The sequence below is a fragment of the Nitratireductor luteus genome (assembly GCF_026162365.1).
Classification (GTDB): Bacteria; Pseudomonadota; Alphaproteobacteria; order Rhizobiales; family Rhizobiaceae; genus Chelativorans; species Chelativorans luteus.
In genome coordinates this window covers 260,545-273,602 of the sequence record NZ_JAOANW010000004.1, presented here as the reverse complement: position 1 = coordinate 273,602, position 13,058 = coordinate 260,545, and the positions used below count along the sequence as shown (strand labels likewise).

The window sequence follows — 13,058 nt, the reverse complement described above, 5'->3', positions numbered from 1 at the left end:
TTAGGCTCTCTCAAATCCGCGGCGGACTTCCCAGTCGGTGACGCGGCGGTCATATTCGGTCTGCTCCCAGCGCGCGGCGTGCACATAGTGGTCGATCACCTCGTCGCCGAAAGCTGTCCGCATAAAGCGGGACGTGTCGAGCGCTGCGGTGGCGTCGCGCAGGGTCTGCGGAATCTCGCGAACGTCGCGACCGTGATAGGCGTCGCCGACGAAGGCGGGCTCCAGCGCCAGCTCGTTCTCGATACCGTCCAGCCCCGCCGCCAGCAATGCGGCGAATGCAAGATAGGGGTTGAGATCGGCCCCGCCCACCCGGCACTCCACCCGTACGGCCTTGCTGTCGGCACCGCAGACGCGGTAGCCGGCGGTGCGGTTGTCCATCGACCATATCGCCTTGGTCGGCGCGAATGTCCCGGCGGCAAAGCGCTTGTAGGAATTGATGTAGGGCGCGAGGAAATAGGTGATCTCGCCGGCATGCGCCAGCAGGCCCGCCATGTAGTTCCGCATCAGGTCCGACATGCCGTGTTCCTTGTCGGCGTCGAAGAAAAGCGGCTTGCCGTCGAGCGACCACAGCGACTGATGAACGTGCGAGGAATTGCCGGCGGCCGCATTGTCCCATTTGGCCATGAAGCTGACGGCGCGGCCGTTCTTCCAGGCGATCTCCTTGCAGCCGTTTTTCACGATGGCGTGGCGGTCGGCCATGGTCAGCGCGTCGGCGTAGCGGACGTTGATTTCCTCCTGCCCGGCATCGGCCTCGCCCTTGGAGTTCTCGACAGGCACGTCGGCGCCGTTCAGGCCGTTGCGGATCGCCCGCATCACGCCTTCTTCCTTGGTGGTCTGGAAGATGTGGTAGTCCTCGTTGTAGGCGCTGATCCGCTCCAGCCCGCGATAGCCCTTGGCATGGGCCTCCTCGTAGGAATCGCGGAACAGGAAGAACTCCAGCTCCGAAGCCATCATGGGCTTCATGCCCAGCGCCTTCAGCCTTTCGATCTTCGTCTTCAGCATCGCGCGCGGGGAATGCGGAACCTCGGCATGGGTGTGGTGGTCGAGCACGTCGCACAGCACCAGCGCTGTGCCTTCCAGCCATGGAATACGCCGCATGGTGGTGAGGTCCGGCTTCATCGTGTAGTCGCCATAGCCGGTCTCCCAACTCGTCGCGCGGTAACCCTCGACCGTGTACATTTCGAGGTCCGTCGCCAGGAGATAGTTGCAGCTATGGGTTTCCTCGAAAGCGCTTTCGAGGAAGAAATCGACGTGGAAGCGCTTGCCCATGAGCCGCCCCTGCATGTCGACCAGCGCCACCAGGACGGTGTCGATCTCGCCAGCCGCAGCTGCGGCCCTCAGTTCTTCCAAAGTCAGCTTTCCGGGCATGGCGTTCTCGACTTTCTTAGAGCGGGACACGAAAAAGTGGACACTGTTCTTGTTCGCAAAGATCCCGCGACAAACAATGGGCTGTCATGAATGAGGCGCCCCCGGTCTAGCGGGAGCGCCTGTCTCGGAGCGCGCTCAGGACGCGCTGTAGGGGAAGCCGGACTTGTTGATAACGGCGTTGTAGTCCTTGAATATCTGGACCACTTTCGCCTTGGTCTCGCTTTCCGCGGCGATCTCGTCCCAGAATTTCTTTGCCGCTTCTTCGACCTCGTTCCACTCGGCCGCCGGTACGGTGGTCAGTTCCAGCTTCTCACCGCCGGCGCGCAGCTTTGCCTCGCCGCCCCAGTACCACTGGTTGCGGAAGGTGTGGCTTGCTTCCATGCAGGACATGTAGAGCGCCTTGAGATGATCCGGCAGGTCCGACCATTTGCGCTCGTTCGCGAACCACGAACCGATCCAGGCACCGGAGATGTTGTTGGTGGTGAAGTAGTCGGTCACGTCCGCCCACCCCACGGTGTAGTCCTCGGTGATGCCCGACCACGCCATGCCGTCGAGTTCGCCGGTCTGCACCGCCACCTCGGCGTCCTCATAGGGGATCGACACGGGCACGACGCCGAACTGGGCCAGGAAGCGGCCGGCGGTCGGGAAAGTGTAGAGGCGCAGGCCCTGGAGATCGGACAGGCTGCGGATCGGCTTCTTGGTGTTGAAGTGGCAGGGGTCCTGTCCGGCAGCCGAAAGCCACACCACGCCGCCCGCCTGCGCATATTGCTCGCGCCAGATGTCGGCGAGGCCGTACTGCTGGAACAGCGCCGGCACGTCCAGTATGGACCGCGTGGCGAAGGGGAAGTAGCCGCCGAAGACGGCGACTTCCACGGGCGCCGCCATGGAATCGTCGTCCGAATGGACGGCGTCGATGGTGCCGGCCTGCAGCGCGCGGAAGAGTTCGCCGGTCGGCACGATCTGGTCGGCGTAGAACAGCTCGATCTCCATCTCGCCATTGGCCGCCTCGTTGAAGGCATCGACGAAAGGCTTCGTCACGAACTCGCCCAGCGTCGAGCCGGCATAAGTCTGCATGCGCCAGCGGATCGGCGCCTGCGCGCGCACGACGGCGGGAGCCGCAAGGCTGGCCGCGCCCGCCATTCCGGCGGTTCTCAGGAAATTGCGTCTCGATGTCATGATGGTTCTCCTCTGTGGTCCCGGTTTCTTGTTTTCCTCGTCAACCCTGCAGCTTCCCCTGGAACTGCGATGGCAGCCACAGGGCGATCTGAGGGAAGAGCATCACCAGCGCGAGCGCCAGAATCATCACCAATACGAACGGAAAGACGGAAGCGTAGATGTCGCGCAGGCGGATTTCGGGGGGTGCCATCGCGCGCATCAGAAACAGATTATAGCCGAAGGGCGGGGTCATATAGGCGATCTGGCAGGTGATCGTGTAGAGCACGCCATACCAGATGAGATCGAAGCCGAGCGCCCGGACGAGCGGAATGTACAGCGGCGCGATGATGACCAGCATCGCCGTATCGTCCAGAAAGGTGCCCATCAGCAGGAAGGAAAGCTGCATCAGGATCAGCACCTCCCAGGGGCCAAGGCCGAGATCCTCCAGGAAGAAGCCCTCGATGGCCCGCACGGCGCCCAGCCCGTCGAAGATCGCGCCGAAGGCGAGCGCCGCCAGGATGATCCACATGAACATACAGGTGATGCCGAGCGACTTGCGCAGCGTGTTTTCCCACACCTTGGCCGTCAGCCGGCCCTTGATGGCGGCAGCGGCCGTCGCCGAAATAGCGCCGACGGCGGAGCTCTCCACAAGGCTGGTGATGCCCATCAGGAAAAGGCCGGTCATCATGAAGAAGATGGCGAGCGGCAGGATGCCCGCGCGCAGCAGCCTCAGCTTCTCGCTGAGCGGTATATTGCGCTCCTCCTCAGGCAGGACCGGGCCGAGATGCGGCTGCAGGCGGCAACGCACGGCGATGTAGACGACGAACAGGGTGGCCATCATCAACCCCGGCAGCGCCCCGGCCAGCCAGAGCTGGCTCACCGGCTGCCGCGCGATCATGCCGTAAAGCACGAGCACCACCGAAGGCGGAATGAGGATTCCGAGCGACGATCCTGCCTGGATGACGCCGGTGACCATGATCTTGTCGTAGCCACGCCGCAGAAGCTCGGGCAGTGCAATGGTGGCGCCGATCGCCATGCCGGCCACCGAGAGACCGTTCATGGCAGAGACGATCACCATCAGCACAATCGTACCGATGGCGAGGCCACCACGGACCGGACCGAACCAGACGTGGAACATCTCGTAGAGATCGTCGGCGATGCGGCTCTCTGAGAGGACATAGCCCATGTAGATGAACATCGGCAGCGTCAACAGCGGATACCATTTCATCAGCTTGATCGACTGCGCGAAGGCGATCTCCACGCCTCCCGTCCCCCAAAGGAGAAGGGCCGCCGCCACCGCAACGGCGCCGATGGCGCCGAAGACGCGCTGCCCTGTGATCAGCATGAGCATCATCGAGGCGAACATCAAAAGGGCGATGACTGTGTAATCCATCCCTATGCCTCGACGCCGCGAAGACGGGCGACATCGCGGATCAACTCCGCGATGGACTGCAGCAACATCAGAAAAATTCCGAAGGTGGCGACGAGCTTGACTGGCCACATGTAAGGCCGCCACACCGAATGCGCCCGCTCGCCATATTCGATCGCGTAGACGGTGCTGGAGATGCCGCCATAAAACAGGACGCCGAGGAAGAAGATCAAGGCGAACACAGTCACCGCGTCGAGCGCGGCCTTGCGCCTGTCGGAGAGGGCACCATAGACAAGATCCATACGCACATGATCTCCGAGTTGCATCGAGTAAGGTCCGCCGAGCACGTAGTAGCCGACCATGACGAACTGGGCCATTTCCAGCGTCCACAGCGACGGGTAACCCACCTGCTTGGACACGGACGACCACATCAGGACACCCGCCAGGACGACAATGAGATACATGGCGAAGCGACCGATGGCACGGTTCACCCGGTCGACGACGCGGACATAGCGCAGGAGCAGTTCAGGCATTTGGAGCCTCCGCAGTTCCTGTTCGTGCTCGATGCTTCATCATACCCCCAGGCTTCGTTCCACTGACGCCTTTGCCAGCGTCAGATGTTCGGCGAGCAGCCTGGCCAGCCGCGCCTGCTGTACTTCGTCCGCAATAAGGTCGTTGCGGACTTCGATCATGACGTTGTGGAGACCGCGCGGCAGGGCGTGGGTGACAAGCGTGTGCATGACGCCGTGCTCTGGGCCATAGGGCTCGTTGCGGCGTACCTCGAAGCCGGCACCGGTCATCAGGGAAGCCAGCAACGCATCGGCCAAACGGCTGTCACGGTCGTGAAGGACACCGATTTCCACGTCCCGGTGAACGCCGTTGTAGACGGGCGTGAAGGAATGGATGGTGACGAGCATCGGCAGCCGGCGGGCCGTGGTCCGGCTATCAAGGCTTGCCGCAAGCGCTTTCTCGAAAGGCCGGTAGAACTGGGCGACGCGGGCAGCCCGTTCCTCCTCGGTCAGGCCCATATTTCCTGGCACCATGTAAAGCTCGCTGCGCACCGGCATGGCGTCGGGTGCTTCCATGGGGCGGTTGCAGTCATAGACGAGCCGCGACACGCGCTGCGCCACCAACGGCGCATCCAGCAGGCGCGCAAGCTCGACCGCGACCGCGCGCGCGCCGGGATCCCAGGCGATATGGCTGGACAGCGCCTCCTCGCCCAGGCCGAGATCGCCATACTCCGGCGGGATGGCGCGGGAGGCGTGCTCGCATGCCAGCACAAAGCCGGCCGAACCTTCGGCGTTGATCGTCTCGACGACGCTCCCTGATGCCTCGGTCTCGTCCTGCTTCACTAATGGCTTCACGCCGGTCCCCTGAAACTGTTCCCCGATGCGATCGTTCCGCCGCATTCGGAAACAATCTTTTCACAATCATCATTCCGGTCAAGTTTAATTCTGAAATTTTTTTTACAGGTCCTGAAAGATGGACTACATCTTGAGCAAGAATACGCCGCGCACGGGCGCCGGGAAATCGAGGGAGGTGGGGCCGATGGGGATTGTGGAACAGAAAACTGTCGCCGAGCGGGCGCGTCAGGCCTTCGACGCCCTTACACGGGCCGAGCGGCAACTGGCCAACGCGCTGCTCGACAACTACCCCATGCTCGGGCTGGAGAGCATAACGGCCGTCGCGGAATCGGCAGGCGTATCTACCCCGACGGTGGTGCGCATGGCCAAGAAGCTCGGCTTTGGCGGTTTCCCGGAAATGCAGGCCAGTCTGCGGGCGGAACTGCAGGCGACTATCTCAAGTCCCATCGCCAAGCACGACCAGTGGGCCGCAAGCGCATTGGAAGGCCATCTCCTGAGCCGCTTCGCCGATGCGGTGACGGAGAATATCCGGCAGACGCTTCACCAGATCGACAAGACGACATTCGATGCGGTTGCCGACCTCCTTTCCGACCCCGAACGGAACGTCCATGTGGTGGGCGGGCGCATCACCCGGTCGATGGCCGACCATTTCTTCACCCATATGCAGGTGATCCGGCCGGGGGTGACGCAGATCGCCTCCAACTCGAACAGCTGGCCGCATTACGTGCTGAACATGCGCGCGGGCGACGTCCTGGTGGCCTTCGACATCCGCCGCTATGAGCACGACATCCTGCGCCTGACGGAAATGGCGCGGGCGCGCGATGTGACGGTTGTGCTGTTCACCGACCAGTGGGGCTCGCCCGCCGCCCGCCATGCGGCCCATCGTTTCCATGCGCGGATAGAGGTGCCGTCGGCCTGGGATTCCACCACGGTCATCCTCTTTATCTCCGAGGCGCTCATCGCGGCCATCGAGACCCGTACCTGGGAGACGACCCGCGCGCGCATGAACGAGCTGGAAGAGCTGTTCGACAAGACCCGGCTGTTCCGCAAGTTTGTGTAGAACACTTGCCGAAGCAGGACCCTATCGCACCACCAGCACCGAGATGGTGGCGTGGCGCACCACGCGGGCGGCATTGGGCCCGATGAGATAGTCCTCCGGTCCCGGTCGCTTGGCCGAAAGCACCACGAGATCGGCCTTGGTCACATCGGCATAGTGCAGGATTTCGCGGTAGATCGAGCCGTGGCCGACAATGTGGCGGTGCTTGATCTCGGCCGGCACGTGCTCCTTCGTGAACTCGTGCAGCGCCTTGTTGGTATGCTCGATCGCCTCCTGCTCATGCCCCTGGGGGAAGAAGCCACCGACAATGGACATGCCGTAGTCCGGCACCACGGTCATGATGTGCAGACGGCTGCCGAAGGTGCGGGCATAATCGATCGCCGTCTCCAGCGTCTTCTTCTCGTTGTCGGTGTCGCCGAGATCGATGGAGACGAGAATGTCCTTGTACATGATGATTCTCCTTATGCGGCCACTGCCTTGCGAGGCCGTGGATTGCCCGCCAGCGTGCCCCCGCGCAGACGCTGGACAAACATAACCAGCGCCAGAAGAAGAACGGCCGGAATGTAGAACATTTCGCGCGGCATGCGTTCCGCACTTACCTCGATGGCGGTGATCTGCACGGGCTCCTCCGCGTAGAAGTCGAGGTTCGACAAGGCCTTGGCCGCGAGCGAGTTCATGTCCAGGGGTTCATCGAGGATAACGGTGCCATTCTCGATGCGTACCGGCAGGCCAATCGATCGCTCGAACCGTTCCTCGCCCGATGCATCGGCCTCTCCGAGGCCGAAGGCCATGGTGCGCGTGAGCATCTGGTCGGGATTGTCGAAGCTCGGCCCGCTGATGACCAGACGCACATCCGCCCCGCTCGGCTCTGCCTCCACCGCCTCGAACAAGTTCTGGGGCTCCACTTGGTCATAGGGGCTTTGCACGAGATCGAGGAAAAAGCCCGGACGCAGCAGCATGAAGGTCACGAGCAGAAGCGCCGCCGATTCCCAAAGCCGCGATTTCACCATGAAGAATCCCTGGGTCGCGGCGGCGAATATCAACATGGCGACGGTCGCCAGCGTGAACACCCAGATCGCACCAAGCCAGCTCACGTCGATCAGCAACAGGTCGGTATTGAAGACGAAAATGAACGGCAGGAGAACCGTGCGCAGCGAGTAGAAGAACGCGGTGAAGCCCGTCTTCAGCGGATCGCCGCCTGAAACGGCGGCAGCGGCAAAGGATGCCAGCCCCACCGGTGGCGTCACGTCAGCCATGATGCCGAAATAGAAGACGAACATATGCGCCGCGATCAGCGGGATCAGCACGCCATTGGCCGCGCCAAGCTGCACGATGACGGGAGCCATCAGCGACGAGACGACGATGTAGTTCGCCGTCGTCGGCAGCCCCATGCCCAGCACCAGCGAGATCGCGGCCGTGAAGACCAGGATCAGGAAGATGTTGCCGCCCGAAAGGAACTCCACGAATTCCGCCATCACCTGGCCGATGCCGGTGAGCGTGACGGTGCCGACGATGATGCCGGCGGCAGCCGTCGCGCAGGCGATGCCGATCATGTTGCGCGCGCCGGCGATGAGGCCGGCGATCAGGTCCTGGAAGCCCTCAACCACAGCGGCGCGTTGCTTGTCCGACTGGAGGCCCCGAAAGACTGCCTTGAGCGGCTTCTGGGTGAGGATGATGAAGATCAGCAGCAGCACGGCGTAGAAGGCCGACAGGCCGGGCGACGACCGTTCGATCATCAGGAACCACACGAGCACGACGAGCGGCAGCAGATAGTGAAGGCCGGTTCTCAGCACTTCCGTGGCGATGGGCAATTGAACCACCGGCGCCTCGGGATCGTCCAGTTCCAGATCGGGTTCCCGCGCGGCGAACCAGACCAGCCCGACATAGACCGCCAGCATGCCGATGATCAGAACCGGCGCGGAGACCTCGGGAAGAACATAGCGGACGAGCGTGATGCCGTAATAGATGGCGCCCGCCAGGATGACGATCGAGGCGACGGTGATGCCGATGCGCAGCAGCGCGATCGTCGCCGGATGCGTCTGGCGCTTTTCCAGGACCGGCATGTCGTTCTTCACGGCTTCCAGATGCACGAGGTAAAGCAGCGCGATGTAGGAGATCACGGCCGGCAGGAAGGCATGCTTGATGACCTGCAGATAGGAAATGCCGACATATTCGACCATCAGGAAGGCGGCCGCGCCCATGACGGGCGGCATGATCTGCCCGTTGACGGAACTAGCCACCTCGACCGATCCGGCGCGCTCGGGCGTGAAACCGACGCGCTTCATGAGCGGAATCGTGAAGGTGCCGGTCGTCACCACATTGGCGATGGAGGAGCCGGAGATCAGCCCCGTCATCATGGAAGCCAGCACGGCAGCTTTCGCCGGACCGCCGCGCAGATGGCCGAGCAGCGCGAAGGCCAGCTTGATGAAGAAATTTCCGGCGCCCGCGCGGTCCAGCATCGAGCCGAACAGCACGAACAGGAAGACGAACGCCGAGGATACGCCGAGCGCCACGCCGAACACGCCATTGGGCGACAGCCACATCTGGTCCATCGCGCGGCTGAACGATGCGCCGCCCCAGCGGATGATGTCGGGCACCAGCGGCGAGGAGCCGAAGAAGACATAGGCCAGGAAGACCAGCGCCACGATCACAAGGGGCGGTCCGAGCGCACGGCGCGTGCCTTCGAGCAGTAGCACCATGCCGATGCCGGCCACGACGAGATCCTGCGTGATCGGCAGGCCCGGCCGCTGGGCGAGATCGCGGTAGAACACGAAAATGTAGAGCGCGCAGCCGGCGGCCACGATCCCAAGAATCCAGTCGAGCGGCGGAATCCGGTCGCGCGGCGAGCTGGAAAGCGCCGGGAAGGCCATATAGGCAAGGAACAGGCCGAAAGCGAGGTGAATGGCGCGGGTCTGCGCGTCGTTGAGAACGAGCGAAAGGCCGCTCAGGCTGGAAAGCATGAATGGCAGCGGCGAGGCGATGTAGAGCTGGAACAGCGACCAGCATAATGCCACGGCGGTAATAACGAACCCAGCATTGCCAGTGGGATTGCGCGCGCCGGTATCGGTCGCGGCGACAAGATCCTGCAGATCGTCGTTGGAAGGCTGGGATTGCGCTTGAGCGCCATTCGGTTTTTTAGCCATCTGCTTGTCCCCACAGGATGGTTGTCGTTATTGCGCCCTGCCCCAGCGTCATTTTTCTCGGACAGAGCGAAAAGGGCGCCCCGGGGAGGGCGCCCTTGAGACCGGTTGACTATTCGAGCCAGCCCTTTTCCTTGTAGTAGGCCTCCGCCGCGGGATGCATGGGAGCCGAGTTGCCCTGGGTGACCATGCCTTCCGGCGTCAGGTTGGCGAGTGCCGGGTGAAGGCCCTTGAAGGCGTCGAAATTTTCGAACACCGACTTGACGAACGCGGTCACGACCTCGTCGGATACACTGGCCGACGTCACGACCGTGGCACCGACGCCGAACGTGTTCACGTCATCGGCCGTGCCTCGATACATGCCGCCGGGAATGGTGGCTTTGAAGTAGTAGGGGTTCTCCTCCACCAGCTTGTCGACCGCCTCACCCTCCACGGGAACGATGATGCTGTCGCAGGTGGTGGTGGCCTCCTGGATAGAGCCGGCCGGATGACCGACCGTGTAGGCGAAGGCATCGATGTTGTTGTCGCACAGCGCCGCGCTCTGCTCTGCCGGGGCCAGTTCGGCGGCAACGGCGAAGTCGGCATTCGTCCAACCTTTTTCGGCGATGAGCAGGTCCATCAGCGCGCGCTGGCCGGAGCCGGGATTGCCGATATTGACGCGCTTGCCCTTCAGGTCATCGAAGCTCGAAATGCCGGAGTCGGCACGGGCAACGACGGTCAGCGGCTCGGCATGCAGCGAGAAGACCGAACGCAGATCCTCGTGGGCACCGGTGTCAGCGAAATTCGCCAGCCCGTTGGCCGCGTTATACTGCACGTCGGACTGCGCGACACCGAACTCGAGATCGCCGCCCTTGATCGCGTTTACGTTGAAGACGGAGCCGCCGGTCGATTCGACCGAGCACCGAATGCCGTGCTCGCGCCGGTTCTGGTTCATCAGGCGGCAGACGGCCCCACCAACCGGATAGTAGACGCCAGTGACGCCGCCGGTCCCAACGGACACGAATTGCTGCTGCTGCGCATTTGCGGCGCCCGTCGACAGTGCGCCCAGCATCGCCGCGGCCATGCCAAGCCCCAGAAGCCTCTGTGGTTTCATCATTACGTCTCCCTGACTGTTACACATTGCAAACTTGCACGTCGTGACTTGTTCGCCACCCTTTGCAAAGGGCCTGCCGGCCGCTCCGGACACTGCGTGCATATGTGTCCAGGCAACCACCGCGCAGCTTGGCGTAAGCGTGTATCGCCCATACGGGCGAGTCAATGGCCATGCCGCGCAATCCGCCGATATCTACAACCTGTTGTTGTCTCCTCCCTTGTCCGTTCACGCGGGCAGCCGACCGGCAAAGTCCTGCGCGACGGCGGCGTCCAGTGCGTCGCCCAGTCGTTCGACGATGGCTTCCGCCGCCGTACGGTCGAGAATGAAGGGCGGCGCGAGGAGCACATGATCGCCGCGCCTGCCGTCGACGGTGCCGCCGGCAGGGTAGACCATCAGTCCCCGCACCATCGCCTCCTTCTTCACTCGCGCATGCAGCTTGGCATCGGGCTCGAAGGTCGCCTTCGTGGAACGGTCGGCGACCAGTTCGAGCCCCAGGAACATGCCGCGACCGCGAATATCGCCCACATGGGCGTGATTGCCGAAGCGCGCCTCCAGGCGTTCGCGCAGATAGGCGCCGGTGTCACGCACGTTCTGCAACAGGTCATCGCGCGCGATCACTTCCTGCACGGCAAGCGCGGCAGCACAGGCCATGGGATGGCAGATATAGGTGTGGCCGTGCTGGAACAGACCCGATCCTCCGGCGAAGGCGTCGAAGATGTCCCGCGACAGGAGCGCGGCGCCGATAGGCTGATAGCCGCCGCCGAGCCCCTTGGCGATGGTCACGATATCGGGCCTCACGCCATCCTGCTCGCAGGCGAACATGGTCCCCGTGCGCCCCATGCCGCACATAACCTCGTCGAGGATCAGCAGCACGCCATGACGGTCGCAGATTTCACGGATGCGGCGGAAATAGCCTTCGACGGCGGGCACGGCGCCCGCCGTCGCTCCCACGACCGGCTCGGCCATGAAGGCCATCACCGTGTCGGGGCCGAGCTCCCGGATCTTGTCCTCCAGCTCCTGCGCCGCGCGCTGGCCGTAGGCGGCTTCGCTTTCGCCTTCCTCCCGATGGCGGTAGGCGTAGCAGGGGCTTATGTGATGCGTCTCGATCAGCAGCGGCGCGAACTGGGCGCGCCGCCACTCATTGCCGCCGGCGGCGAGCGTTCCCAGCGTGTTGCCGTGGTAGCTCTGCCGGCGCGCGATGATGTTGCGCCGCTGCGGCTCGCCTTTCTCCACGAAATACTGCCGCGCCATCTTGATGGCCGCCTCATTGGCTTCCGAGCCGCCGGAGACGAAATAGGCATGGCTGATGCCTTCGGGCGCCGACGCGATCAGCCTATCGGCCAGCCGTTCCGCCGGCTCGTTGGTGAAGAAGCTCGTATGGGCATAGGCCAGCGTTTCCGCCTGCCTGCGCAGGGCCTGGACGATGTCGGGATGGCCATGCCCGAGGCAGGAAACGGCCGCGCCGCCCGAGGCGTCGATATAGGCGCGCCCTTCGGTATCGAAGAGCTCGATGCCGCTGCCTCCTGCGGCCACGGGCAATCGGGCGTGGATCTGTCGGTGCAATATGTGGGTCATCGCGGTTCCGGCGGCTGGGACCTGTCATGGAGATGGACTTTTCGCTCCGCCAGATGTTCTTCCGCGCGGGCAATTGCTTTGAGCGAGCCTTCACCGCCCTCCCCCGCCACCAGCGCGGCCAGGATCTCGGCCGCCGCGAAAGCCGGCGCCATGGCGTGAAAAAAGGACGGGCTTTCGGTGGCCGCGACGATCACGTGCCTGGCAATGGAGGCGACGGGAGAAGCCGCGCTGTCGGTGATGGCGACGACGGTCAGCCCCTTGCCGGCGGCATAACGGGCGGCCTCCACGCTGGCGCGCGTGTATGGCGAAACGGTTGCCACGAAGAAGATATCGCCGGCGCTCGCAAAGCGCAGCGCATCGAAACCCGCACTTCCTTCACCACCCAGCAGAACCGTCTTCTCGCCGAGGAAGGAAAGCACATAGGCCAGGTGGCTGGCGATCGGGCGGCCGGAACGCAGGCCAAAACAATAGATGCGCCGCGCGGCCGCCATGTCGCGCGCCGCCCCGGTCAGAACCTCGATACGGGCAGGAGCTGCCATCGCCGCGATCTGGACGGCCATCGTGCTGGCCATCTCGGCGCCGAGCGCACTGCCGCCTTCCTGCTTCTGACGCGCAAGCTGGGCGTTGGCGCGGCCGGAAAAGCCCAGCGCCTGCTCCTTCAGCGCTTCGCCGTGAAGCTGGCGCACGTCGTCGTAGCCATCGAGGCCGAGCCGCTTGGCAAGGCGCGTCATGGTCCACGGCCTGACGCCCGCGCGCCGAGCCTGCTCGCGCATCGACAGCAGCGCGACATCGCCTGGATTGTCCAGCACATAGCGCGCCGCCGCCCCCAGTTGCCCGGGGAGCCCGTCGACGGACTGCGTGATGCGCTCGGCGATATCGTTACGATCCATCTGGCGATCCTAGACGTAGAAGACCGTTTGTGCAACAAATGTTGCAC

General features: G+C 63.6%; 11 protein-coding genes. 1 reads left to right on the top strand and 10 read right to left on the bottom strand.

Translation table 11 applies throughout. The features are described 5' to 3' along the window. The 5 genes from N1058_RS06490 to N1058_RS06470 all read right to left on the bottom strand — a co-directional run bounded on the left by N1058_RS06490 (position 1) and on the right by N1058_RS06470 (position 5,256). Entirely contained in the window at positions 1-1,368 is a 1,368-nt protein-coding gene (locus N1058_RS06490) for a glutamine synthetase family protein (RefSeq protein ID WP_265516683.1), read from the bottom strand. A 135-nt stretch (positions 1,369-1,503) separates the two neighbouring features. Next, entirely contained in the window at positions 1,504-2,544 is a 1,041-nt protein-coding gene (locus tag N1058_RS06485; protein WP_265516682.1) for a TRAP transporter substrate-binding protein, read from the bottom strand. A gap of 40 nt (positions 2,545-2,584) precedes the next feature. Beyond that, positions 2,585-3,916: a TRAP transporter large permease gene (locus N1058_RS06480; protein WP_265516681.1), complete on the bottom strand. Its 1,332-nt coding sequence runs from the start codon at positions 3,914-3,916 to the stop codon at positions 2,585-2,587. Between the two features lie 2 nt (positions 3,917-3,918). Continuing rightward, positions 3,919-4,425, bottom strand: coding sequence for a TRAP transporter small permease subunit (locus N1058_RS06475; protein ID WP_265516680.1), 507 nt, complete (start codon positions 4,423-4,425; stop codon positions 3,919-3,921). A 39-nt stretch (positions 4,426-4,464) separates the two neighbouring features. Beyond that, a complete protein-coding gene (locus tag N1058_RS06470) occupies positions 4,465-5,256 on the bottom strand; it encodes an N-formylglutamate amidohydrolase (protein ID WP_265516679.1) in 792 nt (263 codons plus the stop codon). 184 nt (positions 5,257-5,440) lie between these two features. Here N1058_RS06470 and N1058_RS06465 point away from each other — a divergent pair, with 184 nt between their 5' ends. Beyond that, positions 5,441-6,316 (top strand): MurR/RpiR family transcriptional regulator, encoded by an 876-nt coding sequence (locus N1058_RS06465; protein WP_265516781.1) that lies wholly within the window; start codon positions 5,441-5,443, stop codon positions 6,314-6,316. Positions 6,317-6,337: 21 nt separating this feature from the next. Here N1058_RS06465 and N1058_RS06460 read toward each other — a convergent pair whose 3' ends face one another. The 5 genes from N1058_RS06460 to N1058_RS06440 form a co-directional block, all read right to left on the bottom strand. Further along, positions 6,338-6,763 (bottom strand): universal stress protein, encoded by a 426-nt coding sequence (locus N1058_RS06460; protein ID WP_265516678.1) that lies wholly within the window; start codon positions 6,761-6,763, stop codon positions 6,338-6,340. 11 nt (positions 6,764-6,774) lie between these two features. After that, the gene (locus N1058_RS06455; RefSeq protein ID WP_265516677.1) at positions 6,775-9,456 is read right to left on the bottom strand and encodes a TRAP transporter permease; all 2,682 of its coding nucleotides are present in this window, start codon (positions 9,454-9,456) and stop codon (positions 6,775-6,777) included. 109 nt (positions 9,457-9,565) lie between these two features. Beyond that, entirely contained in the window at positions 9,566-10,546 is a 981-nt protein-coding gene (locus tag N1058_RS06450; protein WP_265516780.1) for a TAXI family TRAP transporter solute-binding subunit, read from the bottom strand. Positions 10,547-10,771: 225 nt separating this feature from the next. After that, positions 10,772-12,121 (bottom strand): aspartate aminotransferase family protein, encoded by a 1,350-nt coding sequence (locus tag N1058_RS06445; protein WP_265516676.1) that lies wholly within the window; start codon positions 12,119-12,121, stop codon positions 10,772-10,774. Then, positions 12,118-13,011: a MurR/RpiR family transcriptional regulator gene (locus N1058_RS06440; protein WP_265516675.1), complete on the bottom strand. Its 894-nt coding sequence runs from the start codon at positions 13,009-13,011 to the stop codon at positions 12,118-12,120. The genes N1058_RS06445 and N1058_RS06440 overlap by 4 nt, the downstream gene beginning before the upstream one ends. Positions 13,012-13,058 lie beyond the last annotated feature (47 nt).

What these genes read in the sequence shown, in the direction of transcription:
- N1058_RS06455 (WP_265516677.1), bottom strand. Translation starts at nt 9,456, where the DNA reads ATGGCTAAAAAACCGAATGGCGCTCAAGCGCAATCCCAGCCTTCCAAC.
- N1058_RS06445 (WP_265516676.1), bottom strand. Translation starts at nt 12,121, where the DNA reads ATGACCCACATATTGCACCGACAGATCCACGCCCGATTGCCCGTGGCC.
- N1058_RS06465 (WP_265516781.1), top strand. Translation starts at nt 5,441, where the DNA reads ATGGGGATTGTGGAACAGAAAACTGTCGCCGAGCGGGCGCGTCAGGCC.
- N1058_RS06475 (WP_265516680.1), bottom strand. Translation starts at nt 4,425, where the DNA reads ATGCCTGAACTGCTCCTGCGCTATGTCCGCGTCGTCGACCGGGTGAAC.
- N1058_RS06485 (WP_265516682.1), bottom strand. Translation starts at nt 2,544, where the DNA reads ATGACATCGAGACGCAATTTCCTGAGAACCGCCGGAATGGCGGGCGCG.
- N1058_RS06490 (WP_265516683.1), bottom strand. Translation starts at nt 1,368, where the DNA reads ATGCCCGGAAAGCTGACTTTGGAAGAACTGAGGGCCGCAGCTGCGGCT.
- N1058_RS06480 (WP_265516681.1), bottom strand. Translation starts at nt 3,916, where the DNA reads ATGGATTACACAGTCATCGCCCTTTTGATGTTCGCCTCGATGATGCTC.
- N1058_RS06450 (WP_265516780.1), bottom strand. Translation starts at nt 10,546, where the DNA reads ATGAAACCACAGAGGCTTCTGGGGCTTGGCATGGCCGCGGCGATGCTG.
- N1058_RS06460 (WP_265516678.1), bottom strand. Translation starts at nt 6,763, where the DNA reads ATGTACAAGGACATTCTCGTCTCCATCGATCTCGGCGACACCGACAAC.
- N1058_RS06440 (WP_265516675.1), bottom strand. Translation starts at nt 13,011, where the DNA reads ATGGATCGTAACGATATCGCCGAGCGCATCACGCAGTCCGTCGACGGG.